Raw genomic sequence first — 21,303 nt, forward strand, 5'->3', positions numbered from 1 at the left:
AGTCTTCCCAGCCCTTCGCTCGAAGCGGCTCCGCAGCGGAGGGTGTTAAGTCGCTGACAGTAAGCGGCGCCGGGGGTGGGCTGGCGAGGATGTCCGATGGCAGGGATGCCATCGGTAGCGCCCAGGGATGGGTTCACAGCGCGTCCTCGCCAGTCTGCCCCCGGGTTAGCCGCGGAATTGATACCGACATTGAACCCTGACCAGGGGCTTATCGTATGACCATGGATATCCAGGTGGCGGAGGGCGATGTCGAACGCCTTTCGCTGCGCGAATACACCGAGAAGGCGTACCTCGACTACTCGATGTACGTGATTCTCGACCGGGCGCTGCCGCATATCGGCGACGGCATGAAGCCGGTACAGCGGCGCATCATCTACGCCATGCGCGAGCTGGCGCTGGGGGCCAACGCCAAGTACAAGAAGTCGGCGCGCACCGTCGGCGACGTACTGGGCAAGTTCCACCCCCACGGCGACAGCGCCTGCTACGAGGCCATGGTGCTGATGGCCCAGCCGTTCAGCTACCGCTACCCGCTGGTGGATGGCCAGGGCAACTGGGGCAGCCCCGACGACCCCAAGTCGTTTGCCGCCATGCGCTACACCGAGGCGCGGCTCTCCAAGTTCAGTGAAGTGCTGCTGGCCGAGCTGGGGCAGGGCACCGTCGACTGGACCCCCAACTTCGACGGCACCATGAATGAGCCGGTAGTGCTGCCGGCGCGGTTGCCCCATGTGCTGCTCAACGGCGGCACCGGCATCGCCGTGGGCATGGCCACCGACATTCCGCCGCACAACGTCACCGAGGTGGTCGAGGCCACCTGCCACCTGCTGCGCCACCCCGAGGCCAGCGTCGCCGACCTGCTCGAACATGTCCCGGCGCCGGACTTCCCCACCGAGGCCGAGATCATCACCCCGCGGGCCGATCTCAGAAAACTCTATGAGAGCGGCCGCGGTTCGGTGAAGCTGCGCGGGCGCTACGTGATGGAGGAGGGCAGCATCGTGGTCACCGCGCTGCCCTACCAGGTCAGCGGGGCCAAGATCCTCGAGCAGATCGCCGCCCAGATGCAGGCCAAGAAGCTGCCCATGGTCGCCGACCTGCGCGACGAGTCGACCCATGAGGAGCCCACCCGCCTGGTGATCGAGCCGCGCTCCAACCGCGTCGACATCGAGGCGCTGATGGCGCATCTCTTCGCTACCACCGACCTCGAGAAGAATATCCGCGTCAACATGAACGTCATCGGTCTCGACGGCCGGCCGCGGGTGATGCCGCTGCCCGACCTGCTCGGCGAGTGGCTGCGCTTCCGTCGCGCCACGGTGCGGCGTCGCCTGGAGCACCGCCTGGGCAAGGTCGAGGATCGCCTGCATATCCTCGAGGGCCTGCTGATCGCCTACCTCGATATCGACGAGGTGATCCGCATCATTCGCGAGGAGGACGCCCCCAAGTCGGCGCTGATGGAAGCCTTCGGGCTCAGCGACCGCCAGGCCGAGGCGATCCTGGAGCTGCGCCTGCGCCACCTGGCCAAGCTCGAGGAGATGAAGATCCGCGGCGAGCAGGACGAGCTCGAGGCCGAGCGCGACCGCCTGCAGGAGCTGCTCGGCAACGAGGCGGCGCTCACCGACCTGATCGAGGAGGAGCTGCGCGCCGCCGGCGAAGCCCACGGCGACGCTCGTCGCTCGCCGATCGTCGAGCGCGAGGAGGCCCGGGCGCTGTCCGAGGTGGAGCTGGTGGGCGCCGACCCGGTCACCGTGGTGCTCTCCGAGAAGGGCTGGATTCGCAGTGCCAAGGGCCACGAGATCGACCCGGCGGGGCTCTCCTACAAGGCCGGCGACCGCTTCCACCTGGCCGCCCGGGGCAAGACCAACCAGCCCCTGGTGCTGCTCGACGACACCGGGCGCGCCTATACCCTCACCGCCCATAACCTGCCCAGCGCCCGCGGCCAGGGCGAACCGGTCACCGGCCGCGCCAACGTGGTGGCCGGGGCCCACATGGCGGGGCTGATGCTGGCCCCTCCGGAGAGCCGCTTCCTGCTCGCCAGCGACGGCGGCTACGGCTTCGTGGCACGGCTCGAGGCGCTGACCGGCAAGAACAAGTCGGGCAAGGCGGTGCTCACGGTGCCCAAGGGCTGCAACGTGCTGCCCCCGGTGGTGGTGCCGGAAGGCGAGGGAGTGAGCGTGGCGGCGGTCTCCAACGAGGGCCGGCTGCTGGTGTTCCCGTTGGAACAGCTGCCCGAGATGGCCAAGGGCAAGGGCAACAAGATGATCGATATCCCCGGCGCCAGAGCGGCACGCCGCGAGGAGTTCGTGCGCGACCTGGTGGTGCTGCCCGCCGGTGCCAGCCTGGTGGTACACGCCGGCAAGCGCCACCTGACCCTCAAGGCCGCCGATCTGGATTACTATCGGGGCGAGCGCGGCCGGCGCGGCAGCAAGCTGCCCCGCGGCCTGCAGAAGGTGGATCGGCTGGAAGCAGTGACCGCCGACGCCTGACAAGCCGTTATCGCGGCGCCGGGTTAGCCGCGAACCCCAGCTATTTTCTGAGGCAACCATGACACGACGACTGCTGATTCGCGCCACCGGCGCGGCACGACCCGGCCAACTGGCCGGCCTGGGCCAGGCCATGGCGCGCAGCGGCGCCCGCCTGCTCGATATCAACCAGAGCGTGACCTTCGGCATGGTCTCGCTGGAGGCGCTGGTGGGGCTCGACCACGACAGCGACCTGGAAGGGGCGCTCAGTGCGGCCGGCGACAGCCTGGGGCTGGATATTCAGGCGATCCAGGTCAGCGCCGAGGACTACCAGCGCTGGAGCGTGCAGGCCAGCCAGCCGCGACTGATCCTGACCCTGCTGGCGCCGCACCTGCCGGCAGGCATCCTGGCCGAGGTGGGGGCGCTGACCGCCGAGCACGGTCTCACCGTGGAACTGATCCACCGCCTCTCCGGCCGCGAGCCGCTGGACGGTGGCGTGCCGCGTGACCACCAGATTCAAGGCGCCTGCGTGGAGTGCTGGCTGCGCGGGGAGGAGGTCGACCTGGACGCCCTGCGCGAAAAGGCCCTGGCGCTGGGCGCCATGCACGGCGTCGACATCGCCATCCAGGAGGACTCCATCTGGCGCCGGCACCGGCGGCTCGTTTGCTTCGATATGGACTCCACCCTGATCCAGGCCGAGGTGATCGACGAGCTGGCCCGTCGCCACGGCGTCTATGACGAAGTCGCCGAGGTCACCGAGCGGGCCATGCGTGGCGAGCTCGACTTCCAGCAGAGCTTCCGCGAGCGCATGGCCAAGCTCAAGGGGCTCGACGAGTCGGTGCTGGCCGAGATCGCCGAGACGCTGCCGCTGATGGACGGCGTCGAACGGCTGATGAAGCACTTGAAGCGCCTGGGCTATCGCACGGCGATCCTCTCCGGCGGCTTCACCTACTTCGCCCGCCATCTGCAGGAGAGGCTCGGCTTCGACGAGATCCACGCCAACGAGCTGGTCATCGAGAACGGCAAGGTGACCGGCGAGGTGCGCGAACCGATCCTCGACGCCAGCCGCAAGGCCGAGCTGCTGCGCGAAATCGCCGCGCGCGAAGGGCTGACCCTGGAGCAGACCATCGCCGTGGGCGATGGCGCCAACGACCTCAAGATGCTGGCCGCCGCCGGGCTCGGCATCGCCTTTCGCGCCAAGCCGCTGGTGCGCCGCCAGGCCAGCCACTCGATCTCGACGCTGGGCATCGACGCCGTGCTCTACCTGATGGGCTATCGCCAAGTGGACCTGGAAGACGAGTAGGGAATCTCGAAGCGCCCGCGATTGGCGCATCGAGCGGACGGCCAGCCGGAAATTCGTGCGCCTGGCAAGCCAAGACTGGTCGCCGGCCCCGTTGTGGCTTACCTTCGGGGAATCCCATCGGACCAGGAGGTCGTCATGCCCCAATCACGCTTCACCCCCGAGCAGCTGGATGAGCTCAATCTCCTCTGCCTGTTCAACCCGGACTCCACCCAGGAGGGGCTCAAGGTGCACACCGGCACGGCCGCCCCCGAGGCGGTCGCGGCGGTGGCGAGGCTGCATGCCAAGGGCCTGGTGACCCAGGCCGACGGCGGCTACCTGACCACCCTGGGCCGCGAGGCCGCCGTCCATACCCAGGCGCTGCGGGGGATTCTCGACCCCGTCGAACTCACCACCTGATCCCTTGTCGTGCGGTGCCCGCTTCTTCCCGAGGCGGGCAACGCTTTGCCCATCGGCGGCAATCGGCGATAATCCGCTCCCGTCATCCACTTCCCGCGAGGCGCCCCCTTGGGGGACGCCTCCCTGATCGCCGACCGATATGCTCATGAGCACCAGCTTCGAGACCTGGCGCGACCGCTTGGAGCGGCTGCGCGCCAACAAATTGTTCGAATCCGTCGTCATCGCCATCATCATCCTCTCGGCGCTGCTGATCGGCGCCAAAACCTACGAAGAAACCACCCGCTTCGAGCAGGTGCTGCGGGTCTTCGACGTGGGCGTGACGGTGTTCTTCCTGGTGGAGATCCTGATCCGCATGGCCGCGGAGCGGCGCCTGCGTGACTTCTTCAAGAAGGGCTGGAACGTCTTCGACTTCCTGATCGTCACCGCCAGCCTGGTTCCCCTGGACGACTCCGAGATGGTGCTGCTGGCGCGGCTGCTGCGCATCTTCCGGGTGCTGCGCCTGGTGTCGATGATCCCGGAGCTGCGCATCCTGATGGTGGCGCTGGTCAAGTCGATCCCGCGCATGGGCTATGTGGCGCTGCTGATGTTCATCATCTTCTACATCTACGGCGCCGTCGGCAGCTTCCTGTTCGCCAGCGTCGATGAAAAGCTGTGGGGCAACATCTCGCTGGCCATGCTCACGCTGTTTCAGGTGGCCACCTTCGAAAGCTGGGCCACGGCGGTGCTCTATCCCACCATGGAGCACTACCCCTATGCCTGGATCTACTTCCTGACCTTCATTTTTCTCAACGCTTTCATCTTCCTCAACATGATGATCGGCATCGTGCTCGACGTGATGCAGAAGGAGAGCCTGGCGATCGAGCTGGAGAGCGGCGAGGGGGAGGCCGCCGAGCTACACGGCCTGCGTGATGACGTGCGCCAACTGCGCAGCCAGTTGACGCGCATGGAAGCCCTGCTGGGGGAGCGGGCCACCTCCGCAGTTGACAAAGGCGCCCAAGGCTGATTCTCTAGTACCCATGAACACGACAGCGTACCGCCTCGACCTCGATCTACGACTACTAGCCCGCTTTTGAGCGCGCTGGGCAATGCCGCCTGCATTGCCACTGTCTAGATCGATACGAGGTGGTACCATGTCAGTCACAGATAACGTCTTCCCCATGAGAGTCCGCGTCGCTGCCGTAGGCCGCATCGCCACTGCGATGCCGGGTAGCGTTCCCACATTGCTCGACCGCAACGCCCCGACCGGCCCCGGCCGTCGGGGCGTTGGCGTTTCTCGTCGTCGAATCCACCGTATCTGATCACCGCCGCACCGCCAGCCAGGGAGAATGCCGCCATGATGCTCGATAACCCCGCCGCCAAGTACCGTCCCTTCGTTACCGTTGACCTGCCCGACCGCCAGTGGCCCGCCCGGCGGATCGAGGCGCCGCCGCTGTGGTGCAGCGTCGATCTGCGCGACGGCAACCAGGCGCTGATCGATCCCATGGATCATGAGCGCAAGCAGCGCCTCTTCGACCTGCTGGTGAAGATCGGCTTCAAGCAGATCGAGGTGGGCTTCCCCTCGGCCTCCCAGACCGATTTCGACTTCGTGCGCGCGCTGATCGAGCAGAACAAGGTGCCCGACGATGTCACCATCCAGGTGCTGACCCAGGCCCGCCCGCATCTGATCGATCGCACCTTCGAGTCCCTCAAGGGCGCGAAGAACGCCATCGTTCACGTCTACAACGCCACCGACCCGGTGTTCCGTCGGGTGGTGTTCAACGTCGACAAGGCCGAGTGCACCCAGATCGCCGTGGATGCCACCACCCTGATCAGGCAGCGCATGGAGGAGGCGCCGGAGACGAACTGGACCTTCCAGTATTCGCCGGAGCTGTTCACCACCACCGAGATGGACTTCGCCAAGGAGGTGGTCGAAGCGGTGATGGCCGCCTACGGGCCGACGCCCGAGGCGCCGATGATCGTCAACCTGCCGGCCACCGTGGAGGCCGCCACTCCCAACAACTACGCCGACCAGATCGAGTGGTTCTGCCGCAACGTCAAGAACCGCGACAGCCTGATCGTCAGCCTGCACCCCCACAACGACCGTGGCACCGGCGTGGCGGCGGCGGAGCTGGGACTGATGGCCGGTGCCGACCGGGTCGAGGGCACCCTGTTTGGCAACGGCGAGCGCACCGGCAACGTGGATCTGGTGACGCTTGCCATGAACCTCTACACCCAGGGCGTCCACCCGGCGCTGGATTTCTCCAACATCACGCCGATCATGCGCGAGGTGGAGTACTGCAACCAGCTGCCGGTGCACCCGCGCCACCCCTACGTGGGCGACCTGGTGTTCACCGCCTTCTCCGGCTCCCACCAGGACGCCATCAAGAAGGGCATGGCCGAGCGTCGCGCCAATCCCGAGGCGGTCTGGGAGGTGCCCTATCTGCCCATCGACCCGCTGGACGTGGGGCGCAGCTACGAGGCGGTGATTCGCGTCAACAGCCAGTCCGGCAAGGGTGGGGTCTCCTACCTGCTGGAGCAGGAGCACGGCATCGAGCTGCCGCGCCGGCTCTCCATCGAGTTCAGCCAGGTGGTCCAGGAAGTGGCCGACCGCACCGGCCGCGAGATCACCTCCCAGATGATCTACCAGGCCTTCGCCGACGAGTACGTGGAGCAGACCGCGCCCTTCGCGCTGATCAACCACCGGCTCTCCTCGGAGCCGGACAGCCCCCGGGTGCATCTGGAGGCGCAGATCGAGCAGCAGGGCGGGCGGCAGACCATTCGCGGCGAAGGCAATGGCCCGCTGGCGGCCTTCATCCGCGCGCTCGCGGCCGAAGGCCACGACGTGGAGATCATCGACTACCACGAGCACTCCCGCGGCCAGGGTGCCGACGCCGAGGCCATCGCCTATGTGGAGGTGCGCCTCGACGGCAAGGCGGTGTTCGGCGTGGGGATCGACGAGAGCATCACCACGGCATCGATGAAGGCGGTGATGAGCGCCATCAACCGTCATGTGTCCAGTGAGGAGCCCGCGGCCAATGTGACGGCAGCAACGCTCGCTTGATAGGCCAGTCATCGCGGCTTATCCGAGGGCAGGCTTTCGCGAAGGCGCTGTAAACCCGTCCCTGGGGGTTTGTCATCCCTGGCAAATGACCTTCGCTTTAGCCTGCCCTCGGCGCCACTTACGTCGGCAGGCTCCTCTAACATTTTGCTCGTCCCTCGTCCCTCGTCCCTCGTCCCTCGTCCCTCGTCCCTCGTCCCTCGTCCCTCGTCCCTCGTCCCTCGTCCCTCGTCAGAGAGGCGTCTTGCTTCCCTCGCCGGGGATCTCCCGCACCAGGGTGGGCATCAGAAAGCCCGGTAGCACCTTGCGCAGGCCCGCGACCAGCTCGCGGGCCTCGTCGTCGGGGACGTCGAAGTGGGCCGCGCCGGCCACCGGGTCGAGCACGTGCAGGTAGTAGGGCAGCACCCCGGCCTCGAACAGTCGTTCGGAGAGCGCGGCCTGGGCGTCGATCGAGTCGTTGACGCCGCGCAGCAGCACGCTCTGGTTGAGCAGCGTCACGCCCGCGTTTTTCAGTCGAGCGCAGGCATCGATCACCGCCTGGTCGATCTCCTGGGCGTGGTTGATATGCAGCACCACGACCTTCTGCAGGCGCGTCGCGGCGAGCCAGCCGAGCAGGGCGTCGTCGACACGGTCGGGTATCACCACCGGCAAACGGGTGTGAATCCTCAGGCGCCGGAGGTGGGGGATGGCGTCGAGGCGTTCCACCAGCCAGCCGAGTTGGCGGTCGCTGGCGGCCAGCGGGTCGCCGCCGGAGAGGATCGCTTCGTGGAGAGTGTCGTCCCGGCGCAGGGTGTCCAGCGTTGCGTCCCACTGGGCCCGGGAAGGGGCGTTCTCGGTGTAGGGGAAGTGGCGCCGGAAGCAGTAGCGGCAGTTTACCGCGCAGGCGGGGCTGGCGATCAGCAGCACCCGCCCGGCGTATTTGTGGATCAGCCCGCGCGCCGGGCTGTGCTCGGCCTCGGCCAGGGGGTCGGCCACATAGCCGGGGGTGGCCGCGGTCTCCTCACCCAGCGGCAGCACCTGGCGCAGCAGGGGATCATCGGGGTCGCCCGGGCGCATGCGCGCCAGGAAAGCCTCGGGCACCCGCACCTCGAACAGGGCGTGGCCCGCCTCGGCGCCGGGCCGCCAGGCGTCGTCCAGCCCGAGCCGGCGGCACAGCTCGGCCGGGTCGCGGATGGCCCGGGCGAGCTGGGACTGCCAGGCGGCGGGTGCCTGCAGCGGCTGGGTTTCGTCAGGGCGGGCGGTAACGCTCGAGGCTGAGCCGGCGACAGGTCTACGAGGGGGCGCTATAAACCCTTCCCTGGGCGCTACCGACGCCATCCCTGGCGTAGGACCCCCTCTGCGACCTGTCCCCGGCGCCTCTCGCTGTGAACAGCGCTGTCTGCTCTCTTCGCCTACGTCGTGGCACTGCAAAGGGGCGGGGCTTCGGGTTATCATGCGGCACACCAGTTACTAGGGGCGAAGGGGTTGCGCCCTCGTCGATTTCTATCCGCGCGCTCGGTCCGTGCCGAGACGCGCTCGATCATACGAGAGACAACATGGCGAACTATTCTACCAACGAATTCAAGGGTGGTCTGAAGGTGATGCTGGACGGCGACCCCTGTGCGATCGTCGAGAACGAGTTCGTGAAGCCGGGCAAGGGGCAGGCCTTCAACCGCGTCAAGCTGCGCAACCTGATGACCGGCCGGGTCTGGGAGCGCACCTTCAAGTCGGGCGATAGCCTGGAAGGTGCCGATGTGCTCGACCTGGAGATGGAGTACCTCTATAACGACGGTGAGATGTGGTACTTCATGAAGACCGATGGCTCCTTTGAGCAGTATCCGGTAGAGAAAAAGGCGCTGGGCGACACCGAGAAATGGCTCAAGGAGCAGGTGGCCTACACCGTGACGCTGTGGAACGACAACGCCATTAGCGTGACCCCGCCCAACTTCATCGAACTCGAGGTGGTCGAGACCGACCCGGGCCTCAAGGGCGATACCGCCCAGGGCGGCTCCAAGCCGGCCACGCTCTCCTCCGGTGCCGTGGTCCGCGTGCCGCTGTTTATCAACCAGGGTGAGGTGCTGAAGGTCGATACGCGCAGTGGTGAGTACGTCTCCCGCGCTTGAGGTGCGGCCCTTCCTGCGCTCGCTCATACGGCGTTGAATCCTTGCACGGCTTGCTCATTTAGCGCTGCTAAACTCCGCCGCCTTAGCCAGGATTCGCCTAGTCTGAGCATTGCTCGGAGAGGGCGATAGTGTTGCTTGTGTGGCTAGCGGCGCCGGGGACAGGTCGGAGCGGAGGTCATTTGTCATGGATGACAAATGTAGCGCCCAGGGAGGGGTTCACAGCGCCTCCGCGAAGTGCCTGTCGCCGGATCAGCCGCACTCTCCGACAGCTTCCACGTAGGCCACGCTAATCCAGCGTGGCCTTCATCGTTCCGGAGAAGATGTCATGGCGACTGACTGGCGGCCCACGGCGAGTATCGAGACGCTGCGCGAGCGGGCGCGGCTGTTGGCCGAGGTGCGGGCTTTCTTTGCCGCGCGTGGGGTGCTGGAGGTGGAGACCCCGGTGCTCGGCCATGGCGGCAGCACCGATGTGCATCTCGCCTCGCTTTGCGCCGAGGCGACGACCCCGGCCGGGCGGGAGCGGCTGTGGCTGCAGACCTCGCCGGAGTTTCATATGAAGCGACTGCTCGCTGCGGGAAGCGGGCCGATCTTCCAATTGGCACGCAGTTTCCGTGATGGCGAGGTGGGGCGCCGCCACAACCTCGAGTTCACTATGCTGGAGTGGTACCGGCCGGGGTTTTCCCTCGATGCGCTGATCGATGAAACGGCCGAGCTGGTCGGCGCGGTGCTGGGCCCAGAACTGGGGGAAGAGGCGGGTCCGCTGCGTCGGCGCCGTTACCGCGAGCTGTTCCGCGAGCACTTGGGGCTCGACCCCTTCCACGAGCCGCTGCCGGCGCTGCGCCGCCTGGCCGCCGAGCGGGGCGGGCTGGATATGACCGATTCGCCCCGCGACGCCTGCCTCGATCTGCTGATCAGCCTCGAGATCGAGCCGACGCTGGGGCGAGACGGTCTCGACGTGGTGGTGGACTACCCGGCCAGCCAGGCGGCCCTGGCGCGGCGCCACCGCGATCCCGAGGACGGTGAGTGGGTGGCCTCGCGCTTCGAGGTGTATCGGGCGGGGCTGGAGCTCGCCAACGGTTACGATGAGCTCACCGACGCCCAAGAGCAGCGCGCCCGCTTCGCCGCGGACAACGCCGAACGCCGCGCGGCGGGGCTGCCCGAGGTGGATGTCGACGCGCGCCTGCTCGCGGCCCTGGAGCACGGCATGCCGGCGGGCAGCGGGGTGGCGCTCGGCCTCGACCGACTGATCCAGCTGGCGCTGGGCAAGCAGAGCGTGGCCGAGGTGATGGCCTTCGCCACGCCGCGCTGCTAGATGCGCGAGGCCAGGGCGCCGGGGGGAAGTCGAAGCGGAGGTCCTATGCCAGGGATGGCATCGGTAGCGCCCAGGGATGGGTTCACAGCGCCTCCGCGATGGTCCGGCACCCCGGGACTTTCCGCCGGGAAAGCCCTGGCCCAGTGAGTCAGCTCCCCCAACGACTGCCCCATCTGCACCTTGGCGTCGGGCTCGAGACCCTCGGCGAAGGCGACCGGCTCGGCGAAGCCCATCACCACCGTGGAGCCGAGCTTGAAGCGGCCCATCTCCGCGCCCTTTTCGAGGCGCACCGGCGTGTCGAAGCGCAGGCGCTGCACGCCGCCGCGGGGCAGCGGGGTGATCTGGCCGGCCCATACCGTCTCGATGGCGGCGACGATCATCGCCCCCACCAGTACCAGCACCATGGGGCCGTGCTCGGTATCGAAGTGGCAGACCAGCCGCTCGTTGCGGGCGAAGAGGTTGGGCACGTGCCGGGTGGTGGCGGCGTTGACCGAGAACAGCCGCCCCGGCACATAGACCATCTCGGTGAGTGTGCCCGCCAGCGGCATATGCACCCGGTGGTAGTCCTTGGGCGACAGGTAGACGGTGGCGAAGCTGCCGCCCAGGTAGCGCTGCGCCGCCTCGCCGTCGCCGCCCAGCAGGTCGGCCATGGCGAAGCGGTGCCCCTTGGCCTGGATCAGCTGTCCCGCGGTCACGGCGCCGAACTGCGACAGGGTGCCGTCGGCGGGGCACAGCAGGCCGTCGCCCAGGGGGCGGGCCTCGGGCGTCAGCGGGCGGGTGAAGAAGTCGTTGAAGCTGGCGTAGGCGGTCGGCTCGGGCTCGGCGGCCTGGCGCATATCGACCTTGAAGCGCCGGATAAAGGCCTTGATCAGCAGGTTCTTGAGCCAGCCGATCCGCGTCTCGGCGAGTCGGCCCACCAGCCGCGAGAGCAGATGGTGGGGGAGCGGGTATTGGATCAGAGCAAAGAGTTTGGCAAGTGACACGTAAGGGTTTCCGTTCTATTTTTCGATGGGCGTATCGTCGCGGTTACCCCATTCCATCCAGGAGCCGCCGTAGCCGCGCATGCGCTCGAAGCCCAGCGCCCGGCCCACCAGCCAGGTGAAACCGCTGCGGTGGTGGCTCTGGCAGTGGGTGACCACTTCCATGTCCGGGGTCAGGCCCAGGGCCTCGAGTTCGGTGATCAGCTCGGCGTAGTCGCGAATGCGCAGGCCGCGCTCCGGGTCCATGGCCCGGGTCCACTCCAGGTTCACGGCGCCGGGGATATGGCCCAGGCGCTTATTGTTGCCGCGCTCGCCGCGGTACTCCTCCGGTGAGCGGGCGTCCCAGATGGCGAAGCCTTTCTCACCGAGGCGCTCGACCAGCTCGAGCCGATCGATCGCCACCTCGGGATGCAGGATCTCGGCCTCGTAGTCGCTGGGCGAGGGGGCATGGGGCTCGGTGGAGAGCGGCAGCTCGGCCTGGCGCCAGGCGTGGATGCCGCCGTTGAGATAGGAGTAGCGGCTGTGGCCGATCAGCTCCAGGGTCCACAGCAGGCGCCCGGCCCAGCCGCCGCCCTCGTCGTCGTAGGCCACCACGTGGGTATCGCGGGTCAGGCCCAGCGACGAGAACAGCCGTGATAACGCCTCGGCGGAGGGCGCATCGCTGGGGGCGTCCCCCTCACCGCGCAGCAGCAGGCGGTGGTCGAGGTAGATCGCCCCGGGGACATGCCCCTCCTGGTAGCTGTCGGCGCGCAGTGGCACGTCGATGATCAACAGCTGCGGTTCGTCGATATGCGCGGCGAGCTGTTCGGGCTCGACGATCAGCGGTAGCAGGTTGGCTTCAGAGCTCATGACACACCTCCTGTTTCTCTTGTCCTGGGGCCCGGCCGGGGCTGGGCAGTATCGCCGCCTGCCGAGGCCGTCAGGTCTCACCGAGACTGTCGACGATCCGTCGATAGCTGGCAAAGCGTTGGGGATGAATGTCGCCCCGCTCCACGGCCGCCAGCAGCGCACAGCCGGGCTCCTGGCGATGTCGGCAGTCGCGGAAGCGGCAGCGGCCCAGCAGCGGGCGAAATTCGATGAAGCCTTCGGCGACCTGCTGCTCATCGAGGTGGGTCAGCCCGAACTCGCGAATGCCCGGCGAATCGATCAGCTCCCCCCCGCGCGAGGCGGGCAGGCGATAGAGCCGCGCCGTGGTGGTGGTATGGGTGCCCTTGCGCGAATCCTTCGACAGCGCGCCGATGCGAAGTTCCTCATCGGGCAATAAGCGGTCGATCAACGAGGACTTGCCCACCCCGCTCTGGCCGACGAACACCGAGGTGCGCCCGTCGAGGCGCTTGAGCAGGGCGGCAAGCCCCGTCGCCTCGGCGGTGGTAGTGGTCACCACCGGGTAGCCCAGGGCCGCGTAGCGCTCGAGCAGGGCCATGAGCTCGCCGCCGCCCTCCGGCAGCAGGTCGATCTTGTTGAGCACCAGCACCGGGGCGATGCCGGTGGCCTCGGCGGCGACCAGGTAGCGGTCGATGAGGTTGGCATGGGGGGCCGGTTCCACGGCGAAGACGATCAGGATCTGGTCGATGTTGGCGGCCACCGGCTTGAGCTGACCGCGGGCGTCGGGGCGCTCCAGCACGCTTGTGCGCTCGCCGCGTGCCACCACCACGCCGTCCACCACCCGGCCCTGGTCGTCCTCGGCGGCGCGCCACACCACCCGGTCGCCGGTAACCAGCCCCTCGAGATTGGCGCGCAGGTGGCAGCGCAGCGTGGTCCCGTCCTCGCCGCGAACGTCCAGGGTGCGCCCGAAGTGGGCGATCACCCGGCCGGGCCGCTCGGGGCCGTATTCGCCGGCGGCGAGCCTCTGTGCCTCCCGGGCATCGCGCTGCCCGGCGCGGCGATTGCGCTCGGCCTGAACCTTCTCGATGCGCCAGCGCTGCTGGCGGCTCAACTTACGTTTGCTCATGGGCGCCCGAAGATCGTTACAATGTCGGCATTGTAACCAGCGTGGCCCGGCCTGTCCTGCTGCGCGATTTTTGCTGGAGTCTGCCCCATGACCGATACCCCCGCCCCGCGCCAGGACCTGCTGGTGTGGATCGACCTGGAAATGACCGGGCTGGACCCGAACCGCGAGCGCATCATCGAGGTGGCGACCCTGATCACCGATAACGACCTCAACCTGGTGGCCGAGGGGCCGGTGATCGCCGTGCATCAGCCCGACAGCCTGCTCGATGCCATGGACAATTGGAATCAAAAGACCCACGGCGAGTCGGGGCTGGTGGCCCGCGTCAAGGCGAGCCGGGTCGATACCGCCGAGGCCGAGCGACGCACCCTCGAGTTTCTCAAGGCCCACGTGAAGCCCGGCGCCTCGCCGATGTGCGGCAACAGCGTGCACCAGGACCGGCGCTTCCTGGAGCGGGAGATGCCCGAGCTGCTGGCCTTCTTCCACTACCGCAACCTGGACGTCTCGACCCTCAAGGAACTGGCCAAACGCTGGAACCCCGGCGCCAAGGCGGGCTTCGAGAAGCGCAACACCCACCAGGCGCTGGACGACATTCGCGAATCGGTCGCCGAGCTGGCCCACTACCGCAATACGTTTTTGCGCCTGGCGGGCAGCGAGCGCGATGAGGAGGAGTGAAAGGTTCAAAGCATCTCTCGCCGCGGCTTACCTGGCGACAGGGTTTCGCGGAGGCGCTGTGAACCCATCCCTGGGCGCTACATTTGCCATCCCTGGCAAATGACCTCCGCTCCACCCTGTCCCCAGCGCCGCTAGCGTTGATGGCTTGAAAAAAGGCTACGCCCTGTCCAGGCAGCGCTGCGCGCTGCTTCGCCCGGTAAACCGGCCTCCCACGGCAGGCATCTACGGTTGCCGAGTCACTCCCCCAGCGCCGCTTGCCGGGGGAGAGGCTCGCATGCCATCCCATGAAGTGTCAGCCGCTGGCGATCAACCGCTGGCGCTTTTCCCGCTGCCGGCCGAGCGCCCAGCGCACGTGCTCGCGCACCAGGTCGGAGGGGTAGGGCAGGCGCGCCAGCAGGGCCGCCTCCACCGCTTCGCTCCAGGGGGCGTTGCCCAGGCCCACGGCGAGGTTGCGCAGCCAGCGCTCGTAGCCGATGCGGCGGATCGGGCTGCCGGCGGTCTTGTCGAGAAACTCCTCCTCCCCCCAGGCGAACAGCGACACCAGGCTGGCGCGGTCCAGGTCGTGGCGCGGGGCGAAGTCGTCTTCGCTGGTCGCGCGGGCGAAGCGGGTGAAGGGACAGACCAGCTGGCAGTCGTCGCAGCCGAACACCCGGTTGCCCATGGCCTCGCGAAAGCGCTCAGGAATGGCGCCGAACAGCTCGATGGTCAAATAGGAGATGCAGGCCCGGGCATCGACCACCCGGTCCTCGACGATGGCGTCGGTGGGGCAGGCGCTGCGGCAGGCGCTGCAGCTGCCGCAGTGCTCGCTTTCGAAGGGCGGGTCGACGGGCAGCGGCAGGTCGACGTAGAGCTCGCCGAGAAAGAACAGCGAGCCCGCCTTCGGATTGAGCAGCATGGCGTTCTTGCCCACCCAGCCGAGGCCCGCCTTGCGCGCCAGGGCGCGCTCCATCACCGGCGCCGAGTCGACGAAGGCGCGATAGCCGAAGGGGCCGGTCTTCTCCTCGATCCACTTGGCCAGGGTCGCCAGGCGCTTGCGCATGAGCTTGTGATAGTCGCGGCCCACCGCGTAGCGCGATACGTAGGCGGTCTCCGGCTGACCCAGCACCTTGGCGCTCTCCACCTCGGCGGGCAGGTAGTCCAGGCGTACGCTGATCACCCTCAAAGTGCCCGGCACCAGCTCCTCGGGACGGGTGCGCTTGGTGCCATGCTTGGCCATGAAGCCCATCTCGCCGTGGTAGCCGGCGTCCAGCCAGCGCTGCAGATGCGCCTCGTCGGCGGCAAGGTCGACATCGGCGATGCCGACCTGCTGGAACCCCAGCTCGCGGCCCCAGGTCTTGATGGTGTCCGCCAGGGCCGCAAGCTCGGTGTCGTCCAGGGCGGTGGGGGCTGTGGAGGAGACTGCTTTAGAGAGGGCTGTCATGATCGAGGAAGAACCACGGAAAAGCGCGCGGGTGGGTTGGCGAAGTCGCCGTTGAGATTACACACTCCATGATAAAGCATCGCCAACTGGGGAGACACCGGATGTCCAAGCGTCACTTCGACACAGCCGACCGGGACACGGCCCGCCCGCCGCTGCGCCCGCTCTATCGCGCCGAGCAGGTCCGCGAGCTCGACCGGCGCACCATCGCCGACGGAATCGAAGGCTTCGCCCTGATGCAGCGCGCCGCCACCGCGGCCTGGCAGAGCCTCAAGGGTCGCTGGCCGGGGGTGCGGCGGTTGACCGTGCTGTGCGGCGGCGGCAACAACGGCGGCGATGGCCATGTGCTGGCGGCGCTGGCCGCGGTGGCCGGCGTCGAGGTGCAGCGGGTGGTGCTCAAGCCGGTGGACGAGCTCAGCGGCGATGCCGCCCGCGCCGCCGAGATGGCCAGCGCCGCCGGGGTCGGCCTGGTGCCCTGGCGCCCCGACCTGGCCTTCAGTGGCGAGGTGGTGGTCGATGCCCTGCTGGGCACCGGGCTCGGTGGCGAGGTGCGCGGTGACTTCCGCGACGCCATCGACGCCATCAACGCCAGCGGCCTGCCGGTGCTGGCCATCGACATTCCCTCGGGGCTGGCCGCCGATACCGGGGCCGAGCTGGGCGTGGCGGTACGCGCCACGCGCACGGTGACCTTCATCGGCGACAAGCTCGGCCTGCACACCGGCCGCGCCCCGGCGCTCACCGGCGAGGTGGATTTCCGCGCCCTGGGGGTGGATGCCGAGGCCCATGACGACCTGGTTCCGGTAGCCCGGCTGCTCGATGAGCGCCTGGTGGCCCGGCTGTTGTCGCCCCGCGCCCGCGATGCCCACAAGGGCGACATGGGCCACCTGCTGGTGCTGGGCGGTGCCCCCGGCTTCGGTGGGGCGGCGTTGCTGGCCAGCGAGGCCGCGGCGCGACTGGGGGCCGGCAAGATCAGTCTGGCCACGGCGCCGGCCCATGTCACCGCCTGCCTGGTGCGCCGCCCCGAGGTGATGGTCCATGGCGTGCGCGGCGCCGCCGACCTGGGCGAGCTGCCCGCCCAGGCCGACGTGCTGGCGGTGGGCCCGGGGCTGGGGCAGGGTAGCTGGGGGCAGGGCATGCTGCAGGCGGCCCTGAACAGCCATCGTCCGCTGGTGGTGGATGCCGATGGCCTCAACCTGCTGGCGTCGCGCTTCACCGAAGCGCGTCGTGACGACTGGGTTCTTACCCCGCACCCCGGCGAGGCCGCGCGGCTGCTGGGCATCAGCCCCGCCGAGGTCGAGGCCGACCGCCCCGCCGCGGCGGTCGAGCTCCAGCGTCGCCGCGGTGGCGTGGTGGTGCTCAAGGGCGCCGGCAGCCTGGTGGCCGGCCCCGGCGGCGTGGCGGTCTGTCCCTACGGCAACCCGGGCATGGCCTCCGGCGGCATGGGCGATGCCCTCACCGGGATCCTGGGCGCGCTGCTGGCCCAGGGCCTGGCGCTGGAGAGTGCCGCCTGGCTGGGCGTGCTGGTGCATGCCCTGGCCGCCGACCGGGCCGCCGAAGATGGCGGGGAGCGTGGTCTGCTGGCCGGCGATCTGGCATCCTATGCGCGGACCTTGATCAACCCCAAGGCCCCCCCCCGAAACGGCGGGACGGTGAGGGCGTCGTGATGCCAAGAGGCGGCGAAGAACAGAGGGTGAGGATGCGTGTAAAGCTGGAAGATGAACAGCGCCAGGTCGCCTTCGGCGAGCGCCTGGGGCGCGCCCTGGGCGGCGAGGGCCGTGTTTACCTGGAAGGCGAGCTCGGCGCCGGCAAGACCACCCTGGCGCGGGGTATCCTGCGCGCCTACGGCTACCAGGGGGCGGTGAAGAGCCCCACTTACACGCTGGTCGAGCCCTATGCGCTCGATGGACAGCGCATCTACCACTTCGACCTCTATCGCCTGGGCGATCCCGAGGAGCTGGAGTTCATCGGCGGGCGCGACCTGTTCGCCGACGATGCCCTCTGTCTGGTCGAGTGGCCCGCCCGCGGCAGCGGCTGGCTGCCGACGCCGGATCTGGTGGTGACCCTGAGCCTGGGCGATCCCGGCCGTGAGGCGCAGCTGGTCGCCGGCACCGACCACGGGGATGCCGTGCTGGCGCGGCTGGCCCGGGACGCTAAGCTGGAATTCGCGACCATCGAGCAGGAACGCAGACCATCGTGATGACGATCCGATCCCTTGGCCCCGCGGCGCTTGCCCGATGCTGGTACCTGACGCTGTTACTGGCACTGAGCCTGGTGCTGCTCGGTGGCACGGCCCAGGCGGCCCAGGTCGATAACGTTCGGCTGTGGGCGGCGCCCGACCACGCCCGCCTGGTGTTCGATCTCTCGACCCACGCCGAGGCCAATGTCTTCACCCTGGACGACCCGCGACGGCTGGTCATCGACCTCGACGACAGCGGCCTCAATACCGACCTCGCCAAGCTGAACCTGGATGGCAGCGCCATCACCGGTGTGCGCAGCGGCGTGCGCGACGGTAGCGGGCTACGGGTGGTGCTGGAGCTCTCCCGGGAGGTGGAGCCCCGCCACTTCACGCTGCCGCCCAACGATCAGTACGGCCACCGCCTGGTGGTGGACATGGAGTACCCCGGCGAGAGCGCAGTGGAGAATCCCATCGACCCCATCGAGGCGATGATCCGCGAGCAGGAGATCGCCGCCAACCGCGGCCGTGCCGAGGGGAGCGAGGCGGCGCCCCAGGTGGGCCCCGAGCCGGCGGTGGCCAGCCAGCCGGCCAAGCCGCACCCGCGACGCGATATCATCATCGCCATCGACCCCGGCCACGGCGGCGAGGACCCGGGCGCCATCGGGCCCGGCGGAACCCGTGAGAAGGACGTCGTGATGGAGATCAGCCGCCGGCTGCAGAAATTGGTGGATGGCGCCGACGGCTTCCGGGCGGTAATGATCCGCGACGGCGACTACTACATCGGGCTGCGCCAGCGCACGCGCATCGCCCGTGAGCAGAAGGCCGATTTCTTCGTCTCGGTGCATGCCGACGCCTTCAACAGCCCACGTCCCAGCGGCAGCTCGGTCTACGCGCTCTCCCAGCGCGGGGCCACCTCGGAGACCGCCCAGTGGCTGGCGGATAGCGAGAACCAGGCCGACCTGATCGGCGGGGTGGACGGCAACCTGTCGCTCAACGACAAGGACGAGGTGCTGCGCGGCGTGCTGCTCGACCTGACCATGACCGCCACCCTCAACGACTCGCTTTCCATCGGCGGCCAGGTGCTCGACCGGCTGGGGCAGGTCAATCGCCTGCACCGCAGCCGGGTGGAGCAGGCCGGCTTCATGGTGCTGAAGTCGCCGGATATCCCGTCGCTGCTGATCGAGACCGGCTTCATCTCCAACCCCGAGGAGGAGCGCCGCCTGCGCGACCCGGCGCATCAGCAGAAACTCGCCGAGGCGATCTTCGCCGGGCTGCGCGACCACTTCCGCCGCAACCCGCCGCCGGCCAGCCTGCTGGCCTGGCAGCGCGACAACCAGCGCAGCCCCACCAGCAACGAATATCGCATTCAGCCCGGCGATACCCTGTCGCAGATCGCCTCCCGGCACGGCGTACCCGTCGGCCGGCTCAAGCAGGCCAACGAGCTCAACGGCGACGTGATCCGGGTCGGGCAGGTGCTGCGGATTCCGCGTTCATGACCATGCTCACCGAAACCGCCACGCAGCGCCGTATCCGGGTGCTCGACCCGCGCCTGGCCAACCAGATCGCCGCCGGGGAGGTGGTCGAGCGTCCCGCCTCGGTGGCCAAGGAGCTGGTGGAGAACGCCATCGACGCCGGCAGCCGGCGCATCGAGGTCGAGCTCGAAGCCGGCGGGGCGCGCCTGATCCGGGTCCGCGACGACGGCAGCGGCATCGCCGAGGACGACCTGCCGCTGGCGCTGTCGCGCCACGCCACCAGCAAGATCGCCTCGCTGGACGAGCTCGAAGGGGTGGCGAGCCTGGGCTTTCGCGGCGAGGCGCTGGCCTCGATCAGCTCGGTGTCGCGGCTGGAGCTGGTCTCCAACGTCGACGAGGACCCCCGCGGCGGCTGGCGGGTGGTGGCCGAGGGGCGCCAGATGGAGCCCCGGGTCACCCCGGCGCCGCACCCCCGCGGCACCTCGGTGACGGTACGCGACCTCTTCTTCAATACCCCGGCGCGGCGCAAGTTCCTGCGCACCGAAAAGACCGAGTACGGCCACGTGGAGGAGGCCTTTCGCCGCCTCGCCCTGTCGCGCTTCGATATCGCCTGGGTGCTGCGCCACAACCAGAAGACCGTGCATCAGCTGCCCCCGGGGGACGATGCCGCCGCCCGCGAGCGACGCATCGCCGCGCTGCTGGGCAAGGGCTTTCTCGACAACGCCCTGCATCTGGATCTCGAGGCCGGCGGCCTGCGGCTGTGGGGCTGGGTGGGTCTGCCCACTCACTCCCGGGCCCAGGCCGACCAGCAGTACTTCTTCGTCAACGGCCGGGTGGTGCGCGACCGCCTGGTGGCCCACGCCATCCGCCAGGCCTACCGCGACGTGCTGTTCCACGGCCGCCATCCGGTCTTCGTGCTCTACCTGGAGGTCGACCCCCTGGTGGTGGACGTCAACGTTCACCCCACCAAGCACGAGGTGCGCTTTCGCGACGGTCGCATGGTGCACGACTTCCTGTTCTCGAGCCTGCACCGGGCCCTGGCCGAGGCGCGCCCCGGGGAGCAGGAGGCGGCAGACGACGAGGCGGTGCCCGCCCAGGATGCCGCCTCCCACGCCGTGCGCGAGAGCGCTGGACGCTGGCAGCAGCAGCCAATGGCGCTGCATCAGCGGTCCGACGGCGAGGCCGGGCGGGGCTCGCCAGACCGGGTCACGCCAGACCGGGTCAGGGCCTTTATGGATGGCTACCGCGCCCTGCATCCCGAGCACGAAGAACAGCTGCTGACCCCGCAGCCGGCCGCCCCCGGTGGCGTGGCCGCCGAGGTGGCCAGGGGCGAGCGCCAGGCCGCGTTTACACCCAGCAAGACCGCCGCCGACACCTCCCGGCAGGCGCCCGCCGAGCCGGACGCCACCCGGGCGCCGCCGCTGGGCTACGCCATTGCCCAGCTGCACGGCGTCTACATCCTCGCCGAAACCGAGCGAGGCCTGGTGATGGTGGACATGCACGCCGCCCATGAGCGCATCGTCTACGAGCGCATGAAGACCCAGGTGCATGACGGCCGGCTGGACGCCCAGCCGCTGTTGGTGCCGGTGTCGCTGGCGGCCAGCGCCGCCGAGGTGGCCACCGCCGAGGCCGAGCGCGAGGCCTTCGCCCGCTTCGGCGTGGAGCTCGACGTGGCCGGCCCCGAGACCCTGTTGGTGCGCCAGCTGCCGACGCTGCTCATCGATGCCGACGTGGAGCCGCTGATCCGCGACATGCTTGCCGACCTGGAGCGCTACGGCCGCTCCGACCGCCTGGAGGCGCACATCAACGAGCTGCTCGCCACCATGGCTTGCCATGGCAGCGTGCGCGCCAACCGCCGTTTGACGCTGGCCGAGATGAACGCCCTGCTGCGCGACATGGAGCGCACCGAGCGCAGCGGCCAGTGCAACCATGGGCGCCCCACCTGGACCGAGATGAGCATGCGAGAGCTCGACCGGCTCTTCCTGAGGGGGCAGTAGAAAAAGTTGTCCACCTGCGCGGCGGGAAGCGCCGG

17 protein-coding genes are annotated in these 21,303 nt (G+C 68.7%); 12 read left to right on the forward strand and 5 right to left on the reverse strand.

From position 1 onward, the window contains the following. Positions 1 to 215 precede the first annotated feature (215 nt). The 5 genes from parC to leuA all read left to right on the forward strand — a co-directional run bounded on the left by parC (position 216) and on the right by leuA (position 7,192). Positions 216 to 2,477, forward strand: a complete 2,262-nt coding sequence (gene parC / locus HOP52_RS12985) for a DNA topoisomerase IV subunit A (protein WP_238977819.1) — start codon at positions 216 to 218, stop codon at positions 2,475 to 2,477. 58 nt (positions 2,478 to 2,535) lie between these two features. Next, positions 2,536 to 3,756 carry a phosphoserine phosphatase SerB gene (gene serB, locus HOP52_RS12990; RefSeq protein WP_238977820.1) on the forward strand — a complete coding sequence of 407 codons (1,221 nt, stop codon included), beginning with the start codon at positions 2,536 to 2,538 and terminating at the stop codon, positions 3,754 to 3,756. 135 nt (positions 3,757 to 3,891) lie between these two features. Next, the gene (locus HOP52_RS12995) at positions 3,892 to 4,152 is read left to right on the forward strand and encodes a TIGR02647 family protein (RefSeq protein ID WP_238977821.1); all 261 of its coding nucleotides are present in this window, start codon (positions 3,892 to 3,894) and stop codon (positions 4,150 to 4,152) included. 145 nt (positions 4,153 to 4,297) lie between these two features. Next, the gene (locus tag HOP52_RS13000; RefSeq protein WP_238977822.1) at positions 4,298 to 5,155 is read left to right on the forward strand and encodes an ion transporter; all 858 of its coding nucleotides are present in this window, start codon (positions 4,298 to 4,300) and stop codon (positions 5,153 to 5,155) included. Positions 5,156 to 5,485: 330 nt separating this feature from the next. Further along, positions 5,486 to 7,192: a 2-isopropylmalate synthase gene (gene leuA / locus HOP52_RS13005; RefSeq protein ID WP_238977823.1), complete on the forward strand. Its 1,707-nt coding sequence runs from the start codon at positions 5,486 to 5,488 to the stop codon at positions 7,190 to 7,192. Positions 7,193 to 7,420: 228 nt separating this feature from the next. Here the strand turns inward: leuA and epmB are convergent, their stop codons facing one another. Beyond that, on the reverse strand, positions 7,421 to 8,506 hold the full coding sequence (gene epmB, locus HOP52_RS13010; protein ID WP_238977824.1) for an EF-P beta-lysylation protein EpmB: 1,086 nt from the start codon (positions 8,504 to 8,506) through the stop codon (positions 7,421 to 7,423). 218 nt (positions 8,507 to 8,724) lie between these two features. Here epmB and efp point away from each other — a divergent pair, with 218 nt between their 5' ends. Next, positions 8,725 to 9,291, forward strand: coding sequence for an elongation factor P (gene efp / locus HOP52_RS13015; protein WP_238977825.1), 567 nt, complete (start codon positions 8,725 to 8,727; stop codon positions 9,289 to 9,291). Positions 9,292 to 9,616: 325 nt separating this feature from the next. Continuing rightward, positions 9,617 to 10,603, forward strand: coding sequence for an EF-P lysine aminoacylase EpmA (gene epmA / locus HOP52_RS13020; RefSeq protein WP_238977826.1), 987 nt, complete (start codon positions 9,617 to 9,619; stop codon positions 10,601 to 10,603). Here epmA and asd read toward each other — a convergent pair. The 3 genes from asd to rsgA all read right to left on the reverse strand — a co-directional run bounded on the left by asd (position 10,600) and on the right by rsgA (position 13,534). Next, on the reverse strand, positions 10,600 to 11,586 hold the full coding sequence (gene asd, locus HOP52_RS13025) for an archaetidylserine decarboxylase (protein ID WP_309675005.1): 987 nt from the start codon (positions 11,584 to 11,586) through the stop codon (positions 10,600 to 10,602). The two genes, epmA and asd, sit on opposite strands and share 4 nt — an antisense overlap. Positions 11,587 to 11,601: 15 nt before the next feature. Next, positions 11,602 to 12,432, reverse strand: a complete 831-nt coding sequence (locus tag HOP52_RS13030; RefSeq protein ID WP_238977827.1) for a sulfurtransferase — start codon at positions 12,430 to 12,432, stop codon at positions 11,602 to 11,604. Positions 12,433 to 12,502: 70 nt separating this feature from the next. Beyond that, positions 12,503 to 13,534: a small ribosomal subunit biogenesis GTPase RsgA gene (gene rsgA, locus HOP52_RS13035; RefSeq protein WP_238977828.1), complete on the reverse strand. Its 1,032-nt coding sequence runs from the start codon at positions 13,532 to 13,534 to the stop codon at positions 12,503 to 12,505. 87 nt (positions 13,535 to 13,621) lie between these two features. On the opposite strand from rsgA, the gene orn reads away from it, so the two are divergent. Then, a complete protein-coding gene (gene orn, locus HOP52_RS13040; RefSeq protein ID WP_238977829.1) occupies positions 13,622 to 14,206 on the forward strand; it encodes an oligoribonuclease in 585 nt (194 codons plus the stop codon). Positions 14,207 to 14,498: 292 nt separating this feature from the next. Here orn and queG read toward each other — a convergent pair whose 3' ends face one another. After that, positions 14,499 to 15,626, reverse strand: a complete 1,128-nt coding sequence (gene queG, locus HOP52_RS13045) for a tRNA epoxyqueuosine(34) reductase QueG (RefSeq protein WP_238977830.1) — start codon at positions 15,624 to 15,626, stop codon at positions 14,499 to 14,501. Between the two features lie 101 nt (positions 15,627 to 15,727). On the opposite strand from queG, the gene HOP52_RS13050 reads away from it, so the two are divergent. The 4 genes from HOP52_RS13050 to mutL are packed head-to-tail and all read left to right on the forward strand — an operon-like array spanning position 15,728 to position 21,268. Continuing rightward, positions 15,728 to 17,287 (forward strand): NAD(P)H-hydrate dehydratase, encoded by a 1,560-nt coding sequence (locus HOP52_RS13050; protein WP_238977831.1) that lies wholly within the window; start codon positions 15,728 to 15,730, stop codon positions 17,285 to 17,287. Positions 17,288 to 17,319: 32 nt separating this feature from the next. After that, on the forward strand, positions 17,320 to 17,820 hold the full coding sequence (gene tsaE, locus HOP52_RS13055) for a tRNA (adenosine(37)-N6)-threonylcarbamoyltransferase complex ATPase subunit type 1 TsaE (RefSeq protein WP_238977832.1): 501 nt from the start codon (positions 17,320 to 17,322) through the stop codon (positions 17,818 to 17,820). Then, positions 17,820 to 19,295: an N-acetylmuramoyl-L-alanine amidase gene (locus HOP52_RS13060; RefSeq protein WP_238977833.1), complete on the forward strand. Its 1,476-nt coding sequence runs from the start codon at positions 17,820 to 17,822 to the stop codon at positions 19,293 to 19,295. The genes tsaE and HOP52_RS13060 overlap by 1 nt, the downstream gene beginning before the upstream one ends. Before the next feature lie 2 nt (positions 19,296 to 19,297). Further along, positions 19,298 to 21,268: a DNA mismatch repair endonuclease MutL gene (gene mutL, locus HOP52_RS13065; protein ID WP_422677716.1), complete on the forward strand. Its 1,971-nt coding sequence runs from the start codon at positions 19,298 to 19,300 to the stop codon at positions 21,266 to 21,268. The last annotated feature ends 35 nt before the right edge of the window (positions 21,269 to 21,303 follow it).

The sequence above is a fragment of the Billgrantia campisalis genome, from assembly GCF_022341425.1.
GTDB lineage: Bacteria > Pseudomonadota > Gammaproteobacteria > Pseudomonadales > Halomonadaceae > Halomonas > Halomonas campisalis.

What these genes read in the sequence shown, in the direction of transcription:
- parC (WP_238977819.1), top strand. Translation starts at nt 216, where the DNA reads ATGACCATGGATATCCAGGTGGCGGAGGGCGATGTCGAACGCCTTTCG.
- serB (WP_238977820.1), top strand. Translation starts at nt 2,536, where the DNA reads ATGACACGACGACTGCTGATTCGCGCCACCGGCGCGGCACGACCCGGC.
- HOP52_RS12995 (WP_238977821.1), top strand. Translation starts at nt 3,892, where the DNA reads ATGCCCCAATCACGCTTCACCCCCGAGCAGCTGGATGAGCTCAATCTC.
- HOP52_RS13000 (WP_238977822.1), top strand. Translation starts at nt 4,298, where the DNA reads ATGAGCACCAGCTTCGAGACCTGGCGCGACCGCTTGGAGCGGCTGCGC.
- leuA (WP_238977823.1), top strand. Translation starts at nt 5,486, where the DNA reads ATGATGCTCGATAACCCCGCCGCCAAGTACCGTCCCTTCGTTACCGTT.
- epmB (WP_238977824.1), bottom strand. Translation starts at nt 8,506, where the DNA reads ATGGCGTCGGTAGCGCCCAGGGAAGGGTTTATAGCGCCCCCTCGTAGA.
- efp (WP_238977825.1), top strand. Translation starts at nt 8,725, where the DNA reads ATGGCGAACTATTCTACCAACGAATTCAAGGGTGGTCTGAAGGTGATG.
- epmA (WP_238977826.1), top strand. Translation starts at nt 9,617, where the DNA reads ATGGCGACTGACTGGCGGCCCACGGCGAGTATCGAGACGCTGCGCGAG.
- HOP52_RS13030 (WP_238977827.1), bottom strand. Translation starts at nt 12,432, where the DNA reads ATGAGCTCTGAAGCCAACCTGCTACCGCTGATCGTCGAGCCCGAACAG.
- rsgA (WP_238977828.1), bottom strand. Translation starts at nt 13,534, where the DNA reads ATGAGCAAACGTAAGTTGAGCCGCCAGCAGCGCTGGCGCATCGAGAAG.
- orn (WP_238977829.1), top strand. Translation starts at nt 13,622, where the DNA reads ATGACCGATACCCCCGCCCCGCGCCAGGACCTGCTGGTGTGGATCGAC.
- queG (WP_238977830.1), bottom strand. Translation starts at nt 15,626, where the DNA reads ATGACAGCCCTCTCTAAAGCAGTCTCCTCCACAGCCCCCACCGCCCTG.
- HOP52_RS13050 (WP_238977831.1), top strand. Translation starts at nt 15,728, where the DNA reads ATGTCCAAGCGTCACTTCGACACAGCCGACCGGGACACGGCCCGCCCG.
- tsaE (WP_238977832.1), top strand. Translation starts at nt 17,320, where the DNA reads ATGCGTGTAAAGCTGGAAGATGAACAGCGCCAGGTCGCCTTCGGCGAG.
- HOP52_RS13060 (WP_238977833.1), top strand. Translation starts at nt 17,820, where the DNA reads ATGACGATCCGATCCCTTGGCCCCGCGGCGCTTGCCCGATGCTGGTAC.
- mutL (WP_422677716.1), top strand. Translation starts at nt 19,298, where the DNA reads ATGCTCACCGAAACCGCCACGCAGCGCCGTATCCGGGTGCTCGACCCG.